The organism is Paenibacillus tianjinensis, assembly GCF_017086365.1.
Classification (GTDB): Bacteria; Bacillota; Bacilli; order Paenibacillales; family Paenibacillaceae; genus Paenibacillus_AQ; species Paenibacillus_AQ tianjinensis.
On sequence record NZ_CP070969.1, the window covers coordinates 2,527,597 to 2,548,891 of the forward strand.

Annotated in this window: 16 protein-coding genes; 14 read left to right on the forward strand and 2 right to left on the reverse strand. The window is 50.0% G+C overall.

The window, feature by feature from the left end:
- Positions 1-7: 7 nt before the first annotated feature.
- From recG to JRJ22_RS11120, 3 genes are all read left to right on the forward strand, one after another.
- A complete protein-coding gene (gene recG / locus JRJ22_RS11110; protein WP_206104503.1) occupies positions 8-2,065 on the forward strand; it encodes an ATP-dependent DNA helicase RecG in 2,058 nt (685 codons plus the stop codon).
- 66 nt (positions 2,066-2,131) lie between these two features.
- A complete protein-coding gene (locus JRJ22_RS11115; RefSeq protein ID WP_206104504.1) occupies positions 2,132-2,419 on the forward strand; it encodes a stage VI sporulation protein F in 288 nt (95 codons plus the stop codon).
- A gap of 247 nt (positions 2,420-2,666) precedes the next feature.
- Positions 2,667-5,336 carry a calcium-translocating P-type ATPase, SERCA-type gene (locus tag JRJ22_RS11120; RefSeq protein ID WP_206105089.1) on the forward strand — a complete coding sequence of 890 codons (2,670 nt, stop codon included), beginning with the start codon at positions 2,667-2,669 and terminating at the stop codon, positions 5,334-5,336.
- 69 nt (positions 5,337-5,405) lie between these two features.
- Here JRJ22_RS11120 and JRJ22_RS11125 read toward each other — a convergent pair whose 3' ends face one another.
- Positions 5,406-6,344, reverse strand: a complete 939-nt coding sequence (locus JRJ22_RS11125) for a C40 family peptidase (protein WP_206104505.1) — start codon at positions 6,342-6,344, stop codon at positions 5,406-5,408.
- A gap of 342 nt (positions 6,345-6,686) precedes the next feature.
- Here JRJ22_RS11125 and JRJ22_RS11130 point away from each other — a divergent pair, with 342 nt between their 5' ends.
- From JRJ22_RS11130 to JRJ22_RS11145, 4 genes are all read left to right on the forward strand, one after another.
- Positions 6,687-7,763, forward strand: a complete 1,077-nt coding sequence (locus JRJ22_RS11130) for an ABC transporter substrate-binding protein (RefSeq protein WP_206104506.1) — start codon at positions 6,687-6,689, stop codon at positions 7,761-7,763.
- A 68-nt stretch (positions 7,764-7,831) separates the two neighbouring features.
- Complete coding sequence (locus JRJ22_RS11135) at positions 7,832-8,758, forward strand: ABC transporter permease (protein WP_206104507.1); 927 nt, start codon at positions 7,832-7,834, stop codon at positions 8,756-8,758.
- Positions 8,745-9,539 carry an ABC transporter ATP-binding protein gene (locus JRJ22_RS11140; protein ID WP_206104508.1) on the forward strand — a complete coding sequence of 265 codons (795 nt, stop codon included), beginning with the start codon at positions 8,745-8,747 and terminating at the stop codon, positions 9,537-9,539. Before JRJ22_RS11135 ends, JRJ22_RS11140 begins: the two co-directional genes overlap by 14 nt.
- 268 nt (positions 9,540-9,807) lie before the next feature.
- Entirely contained in the window at positions 9,808-10,668 is an 861-nt protein-coding gene (locus JRJ22_RS11145; protein WP_206104509.1) for a GNAT family N-acetyltransferase, read from the forward strand.
- A 105-nt stretch (positions 10,669-10,773) separates the two neighbouring features.
- On the opposite strand, the gene JRJ22_RS11150 is transcribed toward JRJ22_RS11145, so the two are convergent.
- Positions 10,774-11,856, reverse strand: coding sequence for a GntR family transcriptional regulator (locus tag JRJ22_RS11150; RefSeq protein WP_206104510.1), 1,083 nt, complete (start codon positions 11,854-11,856; stop codon positions 10,774-10,776).
- Positions 11,857-12,146: 290 nt separating this feature from the next.
- Here JRJ22_RS11150 and JRJ22_RS11155 point away from each other — a divergent pair, with 290 nt between their 5' ends.
- The 7 genes from JRJ22_RS11155 (at position 12,147) to JRJ22_RS11185 (ending at position 21,294) form a co-directional block, all read left to right on the forward strand.
- Positions 12,147-13,760 carry a xylulokinase gene (locus JRJ22_RS11155; RefSeq protein ID WP_206104511.1) on the forward strand — a complete coding sequence of 538 codons (1,614 nt, stop codon included), beginning with the start codon at positions 12,147-12,149 and terminating at the stop codon, positions 13,758-13,760.
- Position 13,761: 1 nt separating this feature from the next.
- Positions 13,762-14,457 carry an L-ribulose-5-phosphate 4-epimerase gene (locus JRJ22_RS11160; protein WP_054940258.1) on the forward strand — a complete coding sequence of 232 codons (696 nt, stop codon included), beginning with the start codon at positions 13,762-13,764 and terminating at the stop codon, positions 14,455-14,457.
- Between the two features lie 286 nt (positions 14,458-14,743).
- Positions 14,744-16,168 carry an L-arabinose isomerase gene (araA, locus tag JRJ22_RS11165; protein WP_054940259.1) on the forward strand — a complete coding sequence of 475 codons (1,425 nt, stop codon included), beginning with the start codon at positions 14,744-14,746 and terminating at the stop codon, positions 16,166-16,168.
- Between the two features lie 212 nt (positions 16,169-16,380).
- Positions 16,381-17,172, forward strand: coding sequence for an SDR family oxidoreductase (locus JRJ22_RS11170; protein WP_206104512.1), 792 nt, complete (start codon positions 16,381-16,383; stop codon positions 17,170-17,172).
- Between the two features lie 289 nt (positions 17,173-17,461).
- Positions 17,462-18,184: an MgtC/SapB family protein gene (locus JRJ22_RS11175; protein ID WP_206104513.1), complete on the forward strand. Its 723-nt coding sequence runs from the start codon at positions 17,462-17,464 to the stop codon at positions 18,182-18,184.
- Between the two features lie 84 nt (positions 18,185-18,268).
- Entirely contained in the window at positions 18,269-19,258 is a 990-nt protein-coding gene (locus JRJ22_RS11180) for an aldose 1-epimerase (protein WP_206104514.1), read from the forward strand.
- A 230-nt stretch (positions 19,259-19,488) separates the two neighbouring features.
- Positions 19,489-21,294: an LTA synthase family protein gene (locus JRJ22_RS11185; protein ID WP_206104515.1), complete on the forward strand. Its 1,806-nt coding sequence runs from the start codon at positions 19,489-19,491 to the stop codon at positions 21,292-21,294.
- Position 21,295 lies beyond the last annotated feature (1 nt).

A 21,295-nucleotide genomic window follows, 5' to 3' on the forward strand; every position in this document is an offset into this window, starting at 1 on the left:
ATAGGGGATGAATACACTGCTATCATTAGATCAAATTGAAGTCAAACAAATAACTGGCGTGAGCGCTCAAAAGCAAAGTGAGCTTCACGCCTTTGGCGTCTTTACAGTGAAGGATTTGCTGGAGTATTATCCGTTCCGTTATGAGGATTTCCGGCCTAAGACACTGAGTGAGGTCAAGCACGGCGACAAGGCTACACTGGTGGCTAAGGTGATCGGCATACCAGTGCTGCAGCGTTTTGGCGGCAAATCACGGATAAGCTGCAAAATGGTCGCCGAACCGTGGATGTTCACGGCGATCTGGTTCAATCAGACCTATGTCCGCGAACAGCTGACCGTTGGCCGTGAGATTGTGATTACGGGTAAATGGGATCAGAAGCGGAGCCAGATTAATGTAACGAATTATGAGTTTCCGGACCGCGGAGAGGGTAAGACAGGTACATTGCAGCCTGTCTATTCGGTCGGAGGGAAAATCACACAGACTTGGCTGCGTAAGGTCATCAATCAGGCCATGCAGCAGTTTGGAGAGCTGATTCCGGAGATCCTGCCGCAGGTAATCCTTCGGAAATATGATTTCATGCCGCGTAAACGGGCAATTGCTACGATTCATCAGCCCGAAGATACCCGAGAAGGCCAGCAGGGACGGCGCCGGATGGTGTACGAGGAGCTCTTTCTGTTCCAGCTCAAGGTGCAGGCATTCCGCGTGCTGAATCAGGGCAGAATGGATGGTGTGGTGCACACGGTCGATAATTCTACAGTCCGCCAGTTTGTGCGCAGCCTTCCGTTTGAGCTGACGGATGCCCAGAAGCATGTGGAGCTGGAGATTCTGCAGGATATGCGTTCCGGCTACTGCATGAACCGTCTGCTTCAAGGGGATGTGGGCTCCGGTAAAACGGTCCTCGCGGCCATTGCGCTGTACGCTACCGTAAGATCGGGTTTTCAGGGGGCGCTGATGGTGCCGACTGAAATTCTCGCCGAACAGCACATGCGCTCGCTGACCAAGATGTTCGAGCCTTTTGGCATCACAGTCGGCCTTCTGACGGGAAGCGTCAACGGCCGCAAGCGCAAGGAGCTGCTTGCTTCGCTGCAGATGGGGCTGCTGGATGTTGTGGTGGGAACCCACGCATTGATTCAGGAGGATGTATTCTTTCGCGCACTCGGTCTGGTGGTCACGGATGAGCAGCATCGTTTCGGGGTGAACCAGCGCAGCATCTTGCGGCGCAAGGGCTACAATCCTGATGTGCTCACGATGACGGCGACGCCGATACCGCGTACGCTTGCGATAACAGTATTCGGTGATATGGACGTGTCTACATTGTCTGAGCGCCCGAAAGGGCGAGTGCCTATTACTACCTATTGGGTCAAGCATGACCTGATGGAACGGGTGCTGAAGCTGGTGAACCGGGAGGTAGACCAGGGCAGACAGGCGTATCTGATTTGTCCGCTCATCGAGGAGTCGGAGAAGCTGGATGTGCAGAACGCGATCGATCTGCATGTGCAGATGTCTCAAGCTTTCCCCGGCTACAAGGTAGGATTGCTGCACGGACGGATGACCCCAGCGGAAAAAGATGAGGTCATGCGGGCCTTCTATAGTAATGAGATTCAGCTGCTCGTCTCCACTACAGTGGTAGAGGTCGGAGTTGATGTTCCTAACGCCACACTGATGATCATCATAGACGCTGACCGATTTGGCCTGTCGCAGCTGCACCAGCTGCGCGGCCGGGTCGGCCGCGGCCAGCATGCTTCCTACTGTGTACTTGTGGCCGATCCGAAATCGGAAATTGGCCGGGAGCGGATGACAGCCATGACCGACACGGATGACGGGTTCGAAGTGTCGCGGCGCGATTTAGAGCTGCGGGGTCCTGGGGATTTCTTCGGCACGAAGCAGAGCGGCCTTCCGGAATTCCGGCTGGCGGACATGACAGCTGATTTCGAAGTGCTGGAGCAGGCACGAGATGATGCCGCCGGGCTGCTGAAAGAGGCGTCATTCTGGACTTCACCCGATTATGCGCCGCTGCGCAGCTATTTACAGAGCGAGCAAATATTCCAAGGCGATATAATTGATTAAATAGGCACATGCGGCCGCCTGCCCTCATATACTGTGAATGATTGGATATGACGGGAGGTGCTGCATTTGGGTTATCAGCAATACGGAATCAGTCCACAGCTGGTGGAGCGGATCAAGCTGAAGATGAAGAATCCGGCGGTTAAGGAACGGATTAAGAACATGATTAACGGGATCTCCAAGCAGGAGCTGCAGGATACAGCGGTGGTACGCAGGCTTGTACGCAATGCCTCGGCAGTGCTGAGCGAGAAACTGACAGGGGCCCAGGAGGAACAGATCGTTAAATTTGTAATTGCGCAGAAGATAGATCCCAGCAATACTTTTCATCTTATACGTTTATGGGGGATGTTCCGCTGAGTGCGGAGGATGCCTGGTATCCGGCACAATTAAAGGCCGTTCCCGCAATGAATATTGCGGAAACGGCCTTTTTGCGTTTCACTGCAGGTGCATAAGACAGATGATTTTGAATATATACACAGTTTCTCTGCATCCCGCAGAACCTATTGGGTAAAACTCCATATAAGGGTTAGCGTAGATCCATGAAATCTTGGAAGGAGCTGAGGTATTGAATTCAAAGCCGGCAACGAAAGAAACTGCAGATAACATACCCTATCATACGCTGGATCATGGTGAGGTACTCAGGCGTCTGGAATCAGCGAAGAACGGATTAACAACCCCAGAGGCAGCACAGAGGCTCGAGCATTACGGAAAAAATATGCTTCAGGAAACAAAGAAGAAGTCTCTGCTGGCAAAATTTATGGAGCAATTCAAAAATGTAATGATTTTTATTCTGCTGGCCGCTGCGATACTGTCGGGGATTTTGGGAGAATGGACGGATACGGTCATTATTTTGCTGGTTGTGATCCTGAATGCTGTGCTTGGGGTTATCCAGGAGAATAAAGCGGAACAGGCGCTGGAAGCTCTGAAAAGTATGTCTTCACCGATGGCGAGAATCCGCCGGGACGGACAGGTTATGGAGATCAAAAGCGAGGAGCTCGTACCAGGCGATATTGTACTGCTGGAAGCCGGGAACGTCGTGCCAGCCGACCTTAGGGTACTCGAATCTGCATCTCTCCAGACCGAGGAAGCGGCACTGACCGGAGAATCCCTGCCGTCAGATAAACATGCCGGGGCACTGGAAGGCACGGATCTTGCACTCGGGGATCGCACCAATATGGCCTATATGAGCAGCAGTGTGACTTACGGCAGAGGAGTAGGAGTGGTTACGGCAACGGGAATGTTGACTGAGGTCGGCAGAATCGCGGGTTTTATAGCCCAGGCTGAACAGGATGTAACCCCGCTGCAAAAGAAACTGGATGAGCTAGGGAAATATTTTACGTATATAATTTTGGGAGTTTGCGTTGTGATTTTTGCCGTCGGAATTCTAGAGGGCAGAGAAATGCTGGATATGCTGCTCACTTCCATTTCACTGGCTGTAGCGGCGATTCCGGAAGGCCTGCCGGCGATTGTGACGATAATTCTGGCCCTTGGTGTCCAGCGGATGGCCAAGCGCAAGGCTATTATCCGCAAGCTTCCAGCGGTGGAGACACTGGGCAGTACCGAAATCATTTGCTCCGACAAGACGGGTACGCTGACGCTCAACCAAATGACTGTGGAGAAGCTGTTCGTAAACGGCCAATCTATAGAGGCCACAGACGCAGTCAAAAGCGAATCCGGAGGAGAACTGCTGCTGCAGGCGATGACGCTGTGCAATGATTCCAGTATCGATGAGAGTAAGGAAGTCAAAGCCGGGAAAACGAAAAGCGGCAAAGCAATCATCGGCGACCCGACAGAGACTGCACTGGTTGATTATGCACTGAGCATTGGGGTGGATAAGCGCGAGCTGGAAAAGCGGAATCCCCGGAAAAGAGAGCTGCCTTTTGATTCCGACCGCAAGCTAATGACTACGGTCCATGCACAGGAGCAGGGTGGGGAATTCCGCGCCTATACCAAGGGCGCACCCGATGTGCTGCTGTCCAAGTGCAGCCATATCTACGAAGCCGGCCATGTCGTTCCGCTGACGGATGAGCACTCCCGGCAAATTACAGCCCGCAATAAGCAGCTGGCTGACGAAGCGCTGCGTGTTTTGGCTTTTGCTTACCGTGATTACGGAGAACTTCCTGATGAGATGACGCCGGAGAGCGCAGAGACGGAGCTTGTATTCATCGGGCTGTGCGGGATGATTGACCCTCCGCGGGATGAAGTCCGAGATGCGGTAGCCGTCTGCCGCAAGGCGGGCATCCGTCCGGTCATGATTACCGGCGACCACAGGGATACAGCTGCGGCCATAGCCAAACGTCTGGGCATCATTGACGATGACCGCAGTGTGCTGACCGGCCGGGAACTGGACAAGATCAGTGAAGCTGATTTTGCCGAGAAGGTGACCGATTACTCTGTGTATGCGCGTGTCTCCCCTGAACATAAAGTACGGATCGTCAAAGCCTGGAGGCAGAAGGGTAAGATTGTCGCTATGACCGGAGACGGAGTGAATGATGCACCTGCGCTGAAATCTGCGGATATCGGTGTAGGCATGGGTATCACCGGAACGGATGTGGCTAAAGGTGTCTCTGATATGGTGCTTGCTGATGATAATTTTACAACGATTGTAGTTGCTGTTGAAGAAGGGCGGAAGGTGTACAGCAATATCCGTAAAGCTATTCAGTTCCTGCTGTCCGCCAATCTCGGAGAAGTGCTGACCTTGTTCATCGCAACGATGATTGGCTGGCGCATTCTTGAGCCGATTCATATTCTCTGGATCAATCTGGTGACGGACACCCTGCCTGCATTGGCACTGGGCCTGGAGAAGGCCGGGGAAGATGTAATGAAACGGAAGCCCCGCAAGTCAAGCAGCAGCATATTTGCCGGCGGAGTGGGTGCCGGTATTGTGTATCAGGGAATTATTGAAGCAGCGCTGACACTGCTGGTCTATTACTGGGCGCATACGCATTATGATGAGGACGTTGCGGTTACGATGGCATTTGCTACTCTGGGACTGCTCCAGATCACCCATGCCTTCAACGTCAGATCCAATACCAAATCACTATTCCAGATCGGATGGTTTACCAACCGCTTTATGCTGGGAGCATCCCTGATCTCAGGCCTGCTGCTGGTACTGGTAATTATCATACCGGGTCTGAACGAATGGTTTGGCGTGGAGCATCTGAGCGGCCTGCAATGGGGAATTGTCTGCGGTGCTGCCATAGCTATTGTAGTTATTGTGGAAATCGTAAAGCTGTTTCTCCGGATGAGCGGCAAAGGAAAGACCTGGGATTAACATGCAAAGAGCCTGGTAGTCCAGTTACGGACTCCAGGCTCTTTTACCCTCAGCAAAGCGGTCGGAATTTTAAAGCACACGCTGCATATGCAGGATGACATTATGCCAATAGCCGGTGTCGAGCTCGCTGATCTGTACGCCGGGTTCACCCCAGGTATGAATGAATTTCCCGCCGCCGATATAAATGCCGACATGGCCTGGTACAGCATCACTCTCAAAGCGTCCGGGCACCGTGAAGAAAATCAGGTCGCCGGTCTGCAGATCATCGCGGCTCACCCGGCGGCCGATATTGTCCTGATCTCTAGCCAGCCGCGGCAGAGTGACACCGAATTTTTTAAATACATGCCGGGTAAAAGAAGAGCAGTCAAATTTCTTGGTTTCCTCGTAAGAGCCGGCACCAAAATCATAAGGTACACCTAAGAACTTTTTGGCGTAATCCACCAGTTCTCCGGTGTCAACATTCGAGGCACTCTGGATGCGCAGCGGTTTAGAACCGTCGGTAATTCCGTTCCTCCCTGTACTAACACCGGTATCTTTGTCCTTCGGGGGAGCAATATTGATCTCTCCACTGCTCGGATTCCAGCCCACTTCAGTCTGGAGCAGCTTGGACAGCGCTGTAGGCGTGATGTAGATTTGACCGTCGCGGCGAACCGGCGCATCCGGCAAAGTGATTTTCTCGCCTAACGAAAAGACCTGGACTGAATCCGGCTTTAACATATACATCACGTCAGTGTAGCCGATCTTGGCATATCCACCGCTGGAGGTGTCATCCTTCATCCTGTAGCCAATAGAAGCAGCCGCCGGCTTCAGCGGAATCCAGAACTTGCCTTGCTTGTCGGTAATGGATGATTTCTCGTAATAGCTGCCTACAAAATTTCCAGCCGGATTAACGGCGTTCACTTTAGGCTTTGTATCGGTTTTGTAATATCCGCAAGCGCTGCCGGTGAGGGAAAACGCCAATAGTATTGCTGCGGTGGCAACTGATTTTTTCTGTGCAGAAATTGTCATATGTCACGCTCCATCTTCATACTGTAGCTTAAGTTTGCACAGCCGGGTGTTGTTTCATAAGATCGGATGGCGTAAACATCTTGGGTAAACTTCCTGATTTTACAAGAAAAAGCTGCAATGAGGATGCGGGCCGCAGGAATCTGCACGGAATGTAATATCTGGATCATTCATAAATGATTGACGGATAAACAACGTCCATATAATATTAGTTAATAGATTTGCTGTATTAAATGGGAGATTCGTGTGAACTTTCGCTTTAATGCTTTTATCTTTAAAAGCGATAATGCTGAGTCGCTCACTTTGATGCACGCGCTGATACCGTAAATGAAAAGGGGTTATTTGATGAAGAAAAAGAATATTTGGGCAGGCTTAAGCCTGTGCTTGATGCTCGTAGCAGCAGGCTGCGGAAACAACAATGCAGCGAACACAGAAAATGCTGCTAACGCTGGGAATTCACCGGCAACAACTACCAATGCCCCTGCTAATGCCGGAGCTAACGACGCCAAATCCTATAAAATTGCAATCTCCCAATATGTTGAGCATCCTTCGCTGGATGCCACACGTGAAGGGTTCCTGGCCGCACTCAAGGACGCCGGAATCGTAGAAGGCGAGAACCTTAAGGTGGATCTTGAGAATGCTCAGGCCGATCAGGCTAACAACCTGTCCATCGCGCAGAAGATTGCCGGAGATAAGAATGATCTTGTCCTGGCGATTGCTACACCGTCAGCCCAATCAATTGTACAGAATGTGAAAGACACCCCAATTTTGTTTGCAGCTGTTACTGATCCGCTGGATGCCAAGATTGTTACTGACCTGGAGCATCCGGGCGGCAATGTATCCGGAGCATCTGATACGAATCCGGAAGCTATCACCACGCTGATGAACTTCATAGCAACGCAGTTCCCTAACGTGAAGAAGCTGGGGCTAGTGATTAATGAAGGCGAGCCCAATGCAGTCGTCATGGCTGATATTGCCAAGAAAGAGCTGGACAAACACGGCATCGAGCTGGTGAAGGCGGCGATCACGAATACTTCCGAAGTGAAGCAGGCTGCAGAGTCCCTCGTCGGCCGTGTGGATGCCTTCTATATCACCCTTGATAACTCCGTCGTGAGCGGTGTGGATGCAATCATCCAGACGGCAAATGACAACAAGATTCCTTTCTTCTCGGCTGACCGCGACACCGTAGAGAAAGGCGCTTTTGCTACAGTCGGCTTTAAGTATTATGATCATGGCTACCAGGTTGGTGAAATGGCTGTTGAAGTGCTTAAGAACGGTACCAGCCCTGGAGATATGAAAGTGACGATGCAAGAGAAGCTGGACTTGATTCTTAACCTGAAGGCAGCAGCTGCCCAGGGTATAGAAGTCACAGATGCCATGAAAGCTGAAGTCGCCGATCAGGCAAGCAATATCATTCAATAATTGTCAGACATCATTATGGGGCGATTCCCGGCGGGACGCCCCTTGCCGCTTGAGGGAGGAAGTCACCTATGTATAATTCAATGCTTGGAGCCGTGGAAATGGGCCTCTTGTATGCTTTTATGGCTTTAGGGGTTTATATTACGTTCCGGATTCTCGATTTCCCGGATTTAACCGTGGATGGAAGCTTTACAACCGGCGGTGCAATTGCCGCTGTGATGATTACAAACGGTTATTCACCATGGCTGGCTACTCTTTGTGCGCTGGCAGGAGGTATGCTGGCCGGCATGTGTACAGGCCTGCTGCATACCAAAGGTAAGATTAACGGACTGCTGTCAGGGATACTGATGATGATTGCGCTTTATTCGATCAACCTGCGGATATTAGGCAAACCGAATGTTTCGCTGATGGGGGAAACAACATTATTCAGCTCGATTAACCCGCTGCTTGTAATGCCGTTTGTTGTGATCCTGGTTAAGGTTCTAATGGATCTGTTTCTGCGGACGGACCTGGGACTCGCTCTGCGGGCAACAGGAGACAATGCGCGGATGATCCGCAGCTTTGGCGTGAACACCGATACTACGACTATTCTCGGCATCAGCCTGTCGAACGGGATGGTGGCGCTCTCGGGCGCACTAATCGCCCAGTATTCCACTTTTGCCGATTCATCTATGGGTATAGGAATGATTGTTATCGGTCTGGCCTCGGTAATTATCGGGGAAGCTATCTTTGGAGCACGTAGCGTATTCCGGGCCACATTGGCTGCAGTTCTCGGCTCTATCGTGTACCGGATTGTTGTCGCACTGGCTCTGAGAGTTCCTTGGCTAGAGGCCTCCGATCTGAAACTGATTACAGCCATTATTGTCATTATTGCACTGCTGTTCCCTTCCCTTCAGCGTTATCTGAAAACGAAGAATACAGCACGCAGGCGTACGGCCGAGCTTGAAGATCTGGCGTTGCGCAACAAGAAAGGGGGAGCAGCTGATGCTAAAGCTTGATAATGTCTCCAAGCTGTTCAATCCCGGCACACCCGATGAGAAAATCGCGCTGTTCGGCATTGATCTGGAGCTTCGTGCCGGAGATTTCGTGACGATTATCGGAAGCAACGGAGCAGGCAAGTCTACGCTGATGAATGTGATTTCCGGCGTGATGCGGCCGGATCTGGGCGAAGCCCGGATCGATGGAAGCTCTATCAGCCACTTGCCGGAGTTCCAGCGGGCCCGCTGGATCGGGCGGGTCTTCCAGGACCCGATGGCCGGAACAACGCCGCATATGACCATTGAAGAGAACTTGGCGATGGCTTACAAGAGAGGCCAGAAGCGCGGGCTATCCTTTGGCGTTAATGCCGCCAGACGATCTATGTTCCGCGAACAGCTGAGCCGCCTGGGTATCGGGCTGGAGAACCGGCTGCGCGCCAAAGTGGGACTTCTGTCCGGCGGGGAGCGGCAGGCGCTCAGCCTGCTGATGGCGACCTTTACCCAGCCGCAAATTTTGCTGCTGGATGAGCATACGGCAGCGCTCGATCCTGCCCGTGCGGAACTGATTACCAAGCTGACCGAATCCATCGTCCGCGAGATGAAGCTCACGACGCTGATGGTTACCCATAACATGGAACAAGCAATCCGGCTGGGTAACCGTCTGATCATGATGGATAAAGGATCGGTTATTCTGGATATTGATGAAGAGCGAAAGAAGGATCTGACTGTAGAACGTCTGCTTGGCGAGTTTGAAGCGATCAGCGGACACAAGCTGGCGGATGACCGGATGATGCTCGGCTAATTATATCTGTAACAGCAGCACTTTCCGCTGAATACAGCTGTAAAGACTTGAACACAGTTAACCAATATACTGTGTTTCAAGTCTTTTTTGTGTTGTGCAGAGGATGTAATCAGCATTTAAAGCTGTTAGAATAGGATAATTCCAGTATCAAGGAGGGGGTTCCATTGGCAACTATAACAATGCGGACAGATATAAGAAGGATAGCGCCTGCTCGTCCATAAACTGCGTATTTCCTTCCTGATGAGGGTTGTAAATGCATAATTATCCAATGACTAAAATGAAGGACTTTTCCAAAGCTCAAATTGATCCAATCCACAGACTGGAACAATTATGCAAGACATATGATTGTTCGAGTTTAAGAGTGGGCTTAGAAAGTCTTAAAGAAATTGACGGTGATGAAGCCTTTCTGTGCCATACCGGTAACCAGATCATCGGATTCCTCAGCTGGTATACCTCGGATGGGAAGGAAGCGAATATTAATGGTATGGTCCACCCGGACTACCGCCGCCAGGGTATATTTCGCGGATTACTGGAACATGCCGCCTCAGACATGCAGACACAGGGCATCGAAACTTACCGCTTCAGGATTCCGGCCAATTCTGAGCCTGGTATGGAGTGTATTCGGTATCTGGGCGCTGATTTTGCAACTTCTGAATTTACCATGATGCTAAATCGCGGACAAGTGGAAGACTCTTTGCTACTCGGTCACTCCATAGATCTGCGGCTTGAGCAGGCTGCCGATTTTGAGTTCATGGTTAGCTGCTCCACCCTGGCGTTTGGCGATTCAGAATCATGGTCCAGAAGTTATTTAACACGTACTAAAGGACCGGAACGGATCACTTACATTGCAATGGAGAGCATGATTCTGGTCGGAATGATCAGAATCAATTACCTGGCAGCAGGTCTTGCTGTCATTCATGATTTTTGTGTGCTTCCTGCATACCAGGGCAAAGGGCTGGGTGGTGAAATCCTTAGTGCGGCAGTTAAACTCTTGCTGGATCAGAAGGATGTTCGGGTGCGTCTTGGAGTCATCACTCACAATAGGCGGGCATTGAATCTGTATCAGAGAGCAGGATTTGAGATCTCTGCGGAGTCTCATTATTATGTGATCGCGGCGGAAAAATTCTAATAGGTATTAAAAGTTTCCTAAATGATAATCGCCCTGCATCCGGTCTGTTTGACCGGGTGCAGGGCGATCTTCTTATATTCTGGCCGAGGTGTGTGCCTGTGCAGCTTATCTTTTCCTTACCGTCTCGCCTTCAACCAGCACAGGCTGATAGTAGGTTTGATCGCGCAGATCCTTTTTTCCCTGCAGCTTCTTTATAACCCAGTCGGCGGCATCCCGCCCCATTTGTTCCTGAGGGTGGGTCAAGGTCGTCAGTGTGATGTTCGCATTTTTGGCAATATAAGAATTATCCTGGCCAATAATGGACAACTCTCCGGGAACCGAAATATCAAGTTGTCTGCACACCTGTACGGCCTCCAAGCCAACCTCATCGTTATAACACACAATTGCAGTTATCCCGCCTCTATTTTCAGTGAGAAAGGTTTTTAAGTTGGCGGACAGTTCCTGCTTCGTCTCTGTATAGAAGGAAAGCACCTGTTCCGGGTGGAACCGTAGCTTGGCTTCTCCGAGGGCTTTGATGTAGCCTTTCATCCGGTATTTTCCCTGCAAATCATCCATTTTGGCAATGATGCCAATCTGTGTGTGCCCGTTAGAGATCAATTCCTTAGTAGCCAGGTAGCTGGATTGAACGTCATCGAGGCAAAAGAAAGGAACCTCCAATTCCTCATAATAAGCATTAATCATGATGAACGGGACATCCTGTTCTTTGAATGTCAGGTAGTAGGCAATGTTGGGATTGTACAGGTTACTTTTCGTAGGTTCTATGATCAGACCGTCCACCCCAAAGGACAGCATCATCTCCAAAGCTTTCTTTTCCTGGGCGACATCATTATTTGTACTGGCCAGCAGCAAGGAATAATCATCTTCGTTCAATCTGGACTCAATCCCGCGGATAATGGAGGGGAAGATGTAATCAGAGATGTAGGTTGTGATGACCCCGATTGTTTTCTTATTGGAATTCCCGCCGGTTTTGGAGCGGAACTGGTTGCTCACATAAGTGCCTGAGCCTTTCTCGCTTCGCAGGAAACCTTCGTTTGCCAGCTCCAAAATCGCTTTTCGTACCGTCTGCCGGCTGACTTGGTACATCTCCTGCAGTGCGGATTCCGTCGGGATCTGGTTCCCTACGCTGTATGTTCCTGATAGAATATTGCTTTTTATATCCTCAAGTATGACCTGATACTTCGGTTTCACACGACTCCTTCTTTCCTGGTTGTTCTAATACTACTTCGACGTTCCGTAATAGTTGTATGTACATATTCTAGCACAGTTATGAAAAAATTATAATCCATCGTCTTACTTGTATATGTTTTTGAAGATAATTATTAGAAAATTGTCGCTTGATCAGGGTATTTGTATGTATAACTATTAAAGTGTGTTGACAAATGTACGAACAAAAAATATACTTGAGCAGTAAATAAGGGAAAGCGCATTCTTTCAATTATAGCGAATAAAACTGTTGTTCAGAGAGGAGTAACGTGTGCATGGATCAAGACATTAAACAAGCGATACTCAAGGGAGAAACCTCACTGGGTATCGAATTTGGATCCACACGTATCAAGGCAGTGCTGATTGATCATCGTTTTGAGACAATCGCATCTGGTAGTTATGAGTGGGAGAACCTCCTGGCAGACGGATATTGGACGTACAACTTAGAGAGTATTATCTCAGGTCTGCAAGAGGCATACAGTGGAATGAAGCAAGAGGTTGAACGGAAATATGGAATCACGATCCGGACAGTGGGTTCGATTGGATTCTCTGCAATGATGCACGGCTATATGGCTTTTGACAGCAAGGGTGAGCTGCTTGTTCCGTTCCGGACCTGGCGTAATGCGACTACGGGTGCTGCAGCAAAAGAGTTAACTGAACTATTTAAATTTAACATTCCTGAGCGGTGGAGTATTGCCCACCTGTATCAAGCGATATTGAACGAAGAAGAGCATGTATCTCGTATTGACTTCATTACAACGCTGGCCGGCTATATTCACTGGCTGCTGACCGGCAATAAGGCCATTGGTATCGGTGATGCTTCCGGTATGCTGCCGATTGATGAAGCGACACATGATTTTAATGAAACGATGGTTAACCAGTTTGATGAACTCGTTGCAGCCAAAGGCTACCCCTGGAAGCTGAAGGATATTCTCCCTGAGGTTAATCTTTCAGGTCAACAGGCAGGTGTACTCACCGCAGCAGGTGCCAAGATCCTAGATAAATCCGAAAACCTGCAGCCGGGTATTCCGCTTTGTCCTCCAGAAGGTGATGCGGGAACAGGGATGGTGGCCACGAACAGTGTGAGAAAACGGACGGGTAATGTCTCTGTAGGAACTTCAGTTTTTGCCATGCTCGTACTGGAACAGGAGCTTTCCGCGGTATATCCGGAGATCGATATGGTAACTACGCCGAATGGTAATCCGGTCGGAATGGTTCATGCCAACAACTGCTCTAGTGATATCAACGCCTGGCTGGGCTTGTTCCGTGAATTCTATGAAGCCATGGGACAGAAGGCGGATGTCAATCATTTGTACGGTGTGATGTTCAATAAGGCTTTAGAGGCAGATCCGGACGGCGGCGGCTTGCTGAGCTATGGTTATTTCTCTGGAGAGAATATCACAGGTATCGAAAAGGGCCGGCCGCTGTTTGTCCGTTCCCCTGAGAGCCGTTTCAATCTGGCTAACTTCATGCGCACTCATCTGTTTACAGCTTTTGGCGCTTTAAAAATCGGAATGGACATTCTGACCAAACGCGAAAATGTAGCCATTGACAGCATTCTGGCACACGGCGGTTTATTTAAAACTCCGATAGTCGGGCAAAAAATTGTTGCAGCTGCGCTGAATGTACCTGTATCCGTAATGTCGACAGCCGGTGAAGGCGGAGCATGGGGGATGGCCATTCTGGCTTCTTACATGAGTAACAAGGAACAGCAGGAAAGCCTGGAAGACTTCCTCGACCAAAAAGTATTTAAAGATGCTGAGGGCCAGGAAATTTACCCTGACGGTTCAGATGTTAAGGGCTTTGAGACATTTATGGAACGCTACACTCAGGGTCTGGCCATTGAGCAGGCTGCTGTAGATAATCTAGTGGAGAATTGGAGGGGTTAGTGTGTTAGAGCAACTGAAGGAAGAAGTATTTCAGGCGAATCTGGATTTGCCTAAACATGGACTCGTAAAATACACCTGGGGGAACGTGAGCGCCGTTGACCGTGAAAGCCGTTTATTTGTTATCAAACCCAGCGGCGTAAATTACGATGTAATGAAGCCTAGTGACATGGTGGTTGTTGATTTTGACGGCAATGTCGTTGAAGGGGAGATGAGACCTTCATCAGATACACCGACACATGCCGTATTGTATAAGCATTACGAGGAGATCGGCGGTATTGTGCATACTCATTCGACCTGGGCGACTATTTGGGCTCAAGCAGGCCTGGATGTACCTGTTATGGGGACTACTCATGCAGATACCTTCTATGGTTCTGTGCCTTGTGCCCGGTTCTTAACCCAAGAGGAGATTGACCGTGGTTATGAAGCGGAAACAGGCCGTGTCATCATTGAGACGTTTGAGCAGCGCGGGCTGGATATTTTAGCAGTACCCGGTGTTCTGCTTAAAGGCCATGCTCCTTTCACCTGGGGCAAGGATGCAAAATCCGCAGTCATGAACAGTGTTGTGCTCGAAGAGGTTTCGAAAATGAATCTGTTCGCAAGACAATTGAACAGCTTCGCTGAGGAATTGCCGCAGCGTATTCTGGATAAGCACTATTTGCGCAAACACGGGAAAGACGCCTACTACGGGCAGAAGTAATACAAACATCTAGATTGAACTTGGAAAAATACAACTAGAGATAAGTGGCGGAGGGGAATTTTGGAACTGGAGGAGCGATAGCGTCCGCCTGAAAGCTTTCCGAAGGAAAGCTAGCATCGTAAGCATAAGCAGTCTGCGGATTTCAACCGTGAAAACGGTATAAATCAAGAAATCTGCAGGCGGGCAGCGGCCGGAAGTCCAAACATTCTCCGTGGTCACGGCCAATCTCATAATAGAATAATCACAAGTTCAATCTATAAAACAACTCATGAAAAGAGGATGAATAATGTCAACTGCAGGAACAAAAGTATTCTGGTTTGTCGTAGGTTCACAACATCTGTACGGGGAAGAAGCACTCGCAGAAGTTAAAGCTAATGCACAAGTAATGACGGATGCCCTGAATGAAAGCGGCGTTCTGCCATACCCGCTGGTATTGCAGGATCTGGCAGTTAGTGCAGACAAAATTACTACCCTCATGAAGGAAGTTAACTATCGTGACGAGGTTGCCGGGGTTATTACCTGGATGCATACTTTCTCCCCTGCAAAAATGTGGATCCGCGGGACTAAATTACTGCAGAAGCCGCTGCTTCATCTGGCCACGCAATACAATGAAAGTATTCCTTGGGCTACCATCGATATGGACTTCATGAACCTCAATCAGGCTGCTCATGGTGACCGTGAATATGGATTTATCAATGCCCGTCTGAAAAAACAGAATAAAGTGGTAGTAGGGTACTGGGGACGCGCAGAAGTTCAGAAGCAAATCGCAGAATGGATGGATGTAGCGGTTGCTTACAACGAAAGCTTCACGATCAAAGTTGCACGTTTTGGCGATAACATGCGCAACGTTGGCGTAACGGAAGGCGATAAGGTAGAAGCGCAGATTCAATTTGGCTGGACCGTTGACTACTTCGGCATCGGCGATCTTGTTCAGTACGTAAATGCTGTAAAGGAAGAAGAAATTGATGCTCTGTTTGCTGAGTATGCTGAACTTTATGATTTCGAATATGGATCATACAGCAAGGAAGCCTGGGAAGCCAGCGTAAAAGTTCAGGCGAGTTATGAAATTGCCCTCAAACGCTTCCTGGATAACGGCGGCTATACAGCCTTCACAACGAACTTTGAAGATCTCTACGGAATGAAACAGCTTCCAGGTCTGGCCGTTCAGCGTCTGATGGCACAAGGATACGGTTTCGCCGGAGAAGGAGACTGGAAGACTGCAGCACTCGATCGTCTGTTGAAAGTAATGAGCCATAACCAGAACACCGGTTTCATGGAAGATTATACTTATGAATTGGCCGCAGGCCAAGAATCGATTCTGCAATCCCACATGCTTGAGGTTGACCCGACACTGGCCAGCAATAAACCTAAGGTTCTCGTATCCCCGCTCGGTATCGGCGACCGTGAAGATCCGGCCCGTCTGGTGTTTGACGGTAAGGCAGGAGATGGCGTGGTTGTTTCCATGGCTGACTTCGGCACGCATTACAAACTGCTGATCAATGAGGTTACTGCCTTTGAACCGACAGTTCCTGCTCCAAATCTTCCTGTAGCCCGTGTACTGTGGAACGTAAAGCCAAACTTCCAGGACGGGGTTAAAGCATGGATTGAAAACGGCGGCGGTCACCACACTGTGGTTTCCTTGAATCTGACGACAGATCAAATCGTTACTTATGCTAAGCTGGTTAACCTGGAATACGTAGTTATTAAATAATTCAGAAGATTATCCGCTTCCAAAAAGCATTGGGTTCCTTCACAGGACTCAATGCTTTTTTGTGATGATATGGATGAAGATACACAAATCCGGTTTGTCAAAAGACTGACCATCCGGTTCACTTTCGTGTATGTGAGGTAAAGGTTAAGGAAAGAACTTCATAGGTCAGCAAAATTTTGCTGGTTCTACTACTGTGAGGAGGAAGCAGAGATATGACAGTTCAAAAGCTTGCAGGCAAGGTAGCGATTGTAACAGGCGGGGGTTCGGGTATCGGACGGGCATCGGTGCTGGAATTCGCAAGAAACGGTGCTAAGGTCGTAATGCTAGACCGTACTCCGGAACATGCCGAAAAAGTAAAACGGCAGATCGAACAGGAAGGCGGGGAAGCCGTTGTGATTGCCTGTGATATCGAGCACCCGCAGCAGGTGGAAGAAGCGGTGAAACAGGCTGCCGAGAAGTGGAGGCGGCTGGATATCGTCTTTGCCAATGCCGGCATTAACGGGGCGATGACACCGATTGAGACGATGGATATCGAAGCCTGGGACCAGACGATTCATATTAATCTCCGTGGAACGTTTGCGACAGTCAAATATGCGATCCCATATATGAAGGAGAAAGGCGGCAGCATTCTGATCAACAGCTCGATCAACGGCAACCGCGTATTCTCAAATATCGGATTTTCGGCATACAGCACGACTAAGGCAGGCCAGGTTGCTTTTATGAAAATGGCGGCACTGGAGCTGGCTCAATACAAAATCAGGGTCAATGCCATCTGCCCGGGTGCGATCACTACCAATATTGATGACAACACCTATCCATCCGACGATCTGAAAGAAGTGCAGATTGAAGTGAACTTTCCGGATGGCGGACAGCCGCTGGAGGATGGACCCGGACGGCCTGATCAGGTGGCCAGACTGGCACTGTTCCTGGCTTCAGAAGATTCAGATCACATTACGGGTACGGAAATCTATTGCGACGGCGCAGAATCGCTCCTGCATGGCTAGGTCATTCTAATTCTGTTCAGCCGGGCATAAAATAAACAGAATAGTTCCTTATCTGAAGAAACGGATTCCGTCCTCAGCAGTCCTGCATAGCCCTCAGCGGCAGATATGAGATGCAGTTTGCGGCAGGCCGGCAATGCGTTTCTTCTTGCTATAAATAAACTAAAGCTTTTGCACTGTTTTCAGGTATACTGATCCTATCTGTTTTTTTTATATGGCTGATGCTTCCGGAGCGAGTTTTGTACGGAGTCAACCAGAGATGATTATGCTAACAAAACTTTTAGGAGGAATTATGAGTATTGATCTGCACACGGAATCCATTGTAAAACTGCTTGTGGCCATGCTGTTCGGGCTGTTCATCGGTATTGACCGGCAATTGAAGCAGAAACCGCTGGGGATTCGGACCAGTATGGTCATTAGTATTGCAAGCTGTCTGGTTACACTTGTCTCCATTCATGCTTACGACAAATTCGGGGGGAACGAGCATCCCAATATGGACCCGATGCGTCTGGCGGCGCAGATCGTCAGCGGGATCGGTTTCCTGGGGGCAGGCGTTATCCTGCGCAGAGGCGGGGATGCCATATCGGGTCTGACTTCTGCAGCACTGATCTGGACGGCTTCCGGGATTGGAATCGCGGTCGGCGCCGGTTTTTATGTAGAAGCGGGTTATGCAGTTGTGCTCCTGATGTTCGCGGTCAATGCTGTCCCACTGTTAATCAAAGCGGTTGGCCCGGAAGTGCTGAACAAACATGAAATTTCAGTGAAAATCATTATGGAGCCGAACTATGTACTGACCGAGGTGATTCAGAAGATTGAAGGGCGGCAGATGACCGATAAGCGAAAAACGCGGAGTCCCGGCCGGACCATCCGGCGGATGAAAATTAAAGATCTGGATGACGGCAGACAGCTGATCGATATGGTGCTGTCAGCACCGGACCGGGATTATGCTACGGAAATTTATTATGATGTGAAGAAAATCGAACATGTGATGAGCGTAGAAGTCGAACAGTTATAAAAATGCCATGTTTCCGCTTACTCAAATGTGTTAATCTATTTAAGAGAGTCATTTTGAGATTATGGAAGGGAGAAGGAAATTACGATGTCAATTACTGCATATGAAGGACATTATGAGGGAGAAGCTGCAGTCTGGCTGAAGGCCGGACGTTATGAGGCGGCAATCCTGCCGGGGATCGGGGGGAACCTGATCTGTTTCCGCGATACCGAAAACGGTTACCGTTTCCTGCATGAGCCAGGAGCGGAAGAGATGGAAGGGTTCAAGGCTAATCCGGGAATTCACGGGATACCAGTACTGTTTCCTCCAAACCGCTATGAAGACGGCGAGTTCCCCTGGAATGGACAAACCTACCGGTTCCCGGTGAATGAGACAGCAACAGGCAACCATCTGCATGGCTTTTTACATACAGCTGCGTGGGAAGTTGAGGAATTCGGTAGCGGTAGAAGTGAAAGCTTCGTCACTGTAGCGATCAAAGTGGATGAGAATCACCCGTCCTATCAATACCTGCCGTTTAAATATACCATCAAGCTGCGCTATACACTTGGTGAAGGCGGCTTGTCCCAGCAGCTGCTGGTGCATAATGACGGGGAAGAACGGATGCCTTGCCTGCTGGCGTTCCATACGGCAATCAATGCGCCATTCGCGCCGGGAAGCACCGCTCAGGATTACCTTGTGAAGCTGACCATCGGCGAACGCTGGAACCTCAACAATCGCATGCTGCCAACGGGTACCTTCCAGGAGCTGACAGCGGACGAGATTGCCTTGCGTGATCAAGGTGTGAATCCTTTTTACGCGGCAATGGACAACCATTATACCGCTGTGGCTCAGAATGGCCGTAACCGCATGGAGCTAACCGACAGCAAAGCCGGTGTAACACTGGTCTATGATGTTGGAACCTCGTACAAGCAGTGGATGATCTGGAACAATGGGGCGACAGAAGGCTTCTTCTGCCCTGAGCCGCAGATTAACCTGGTCAATGCGCCGAAGGTGGACCTTCCGGCTGATGAAATCGGTTTGTTTGGCCTTGAGCCGGGCGAATACTGGGAAGAAACCAGCCGTCTGTATGTAAAATAGCAGGGTTTCTCTGGGACAGCCTGCTGTGCAGGGACCTATAGTAAGGCGGAATGCAGTGAAATTTGCTGCGTTCCGCCTTTTTTTTGCAGCTTTTGGAGAGGTAGGTATACGCTGAGCAGATCCTTGCGCAGAATAGTGGCAGTGCATGGAGATTTTCCAGTGGTTTTTTAATGCTGTTTTAAGCAAAGTGGCGTATACTACACGTTTAGTAGAGATTGGAGTGATTGTACTTGCGTCATACGCTGCGTTCATGGCGGCTTGGCATCCTGCTGCTTAGCCTGCTCCTTACGGGGCTTTTGCTGAATTTGTTTATGCAGGCGGCCACATTGGAGCTGAATCTGTTAAAAGTCTTCCTATGGATCGGGGAATATCCGCTGCTTTATGCTGCCGGCAGTCTGTTTTTCTTCTTTCTTCTGCTGGCCTGTTCCGCAATCTTACCTAATCTTTATTTAGGCCCGGTGCTTATCTCCCTGCTATGTACCGTTTTGGGGATCGCAGATTATAAAAAGCTGACTACCACCGGGGAGCCGCTGTTCCCCTGGGATTTGCTGCTGCTCAAAAATGCCGGGGAAATGGGCAAAATCACCAAGGGCATGGTGTCGCCGCTGGCGCTTGCTGGAGCAGTTCTGCTCGTCGCCCTGCTGGTATGGCTGCTTATAAAGCTGCCTAAGACGAAACTTCGCCTGCCGCTGCGGGTGCTTCTTGCCGGGATTTCCGCGGTTATGCTTGCCGGATTCATAACGATGGTCGGCGGGCAGACGACACTTGCTTCGTCACTGAAGTACCAGAATATATTCTGGAACCAGAAGGTGAACTATACGCAGAACGGGTTCCTCTTTGCCTTTGCCGGAAATCTCCGGCAGAATCTGCTGGAGCAGCCCGACGGTTACAGCCGTAAGGCCATTGAAGAGATAGCTGCCAAATACAGCGCATTACCGGATTCTGCCGCTGCGGGTACTGCTGTAGAGCAGCCGAATATCATCTTTATGATGGATGAAGCCTTTTTCGATCCAACCCGGCTAAGCGGGCTCACCTTCAGTGAGGATCCGCTGAAGTTCATCCATAAGGAAGAGTCCGCCACACCTTCCGGTTATCTGCTCTCCCCTGAATTCGGCGGTAATACGGCCAATGTCGAGTTTGAGGCTTTAACAGGGATGTCGATGTATTTCCTTAACGACGGATCGATTCCCTATCAGCAGCGGCTCGTGAAAATGTCTACGCTGCCTTCCATAGTCAGCATTCTGAGAGACCGGGGCTACCGGGCACTGGCCCTGCATCCGTTTGATGAGACCTTCTATAATCGTAACCGCGTCTATCCGGTGCTGGGTTTCGACTCTTTTACCAGTGAAAAGGATCTGGAGCATGCGGCCCGGATGACCCCGGACGGTTATGTTTCAGATAAGGCTGCGGTTCAGGAGGCTGTGCGTGAGCTTAAGGCTTCATCCGCCCCGGTGTTCCTGCACCTGGTGACGATGCAGAACCATTTTCCTTTTACCAAAGGACTCAATGGACCGAATACGATTGCTGTAAACGGCGTTCAGGCGGGGTATAAGGATGAGCTTGAGACCTACTTCCAGGACACCAAGCTGACGGACGAGTCGCTTGTCTTTCTGCAGCAGGAGCTGAAGACGATTGAGCGGCCGACGATAGCCGTTTTCTGGGGGGATCACCTGCCGGCGCTGTCGGCAGGAATTTATTCAGCGGCGGGTTGGGATACCGAGCCGAGACTGAAGCATGAGACGAAGCTGATGATCCTGGCGAACTTTGACATCGGCAATTCTCCACTGGGAACCCTCAGCCCGGCTTATCTCGGGCCGACAGTGTTCCGGCTGTCCGGGCAGACGATGCCGGCTTACTATAAGCTGCTGGAGAAGGTGCAGGCGGAAATTCCCGGTCTCAGCAAAAGTGTGCTAATCGGCGCTTCGGGCACTCTCACCGGGTTGACAGAGGAGCAGCAGAAGCTGCTGGATGACTACCGGCTGGTGGAATATGACATCCTGGAGGGTGAAAACTACTCGGACAGCCTGCTTTTCTGAA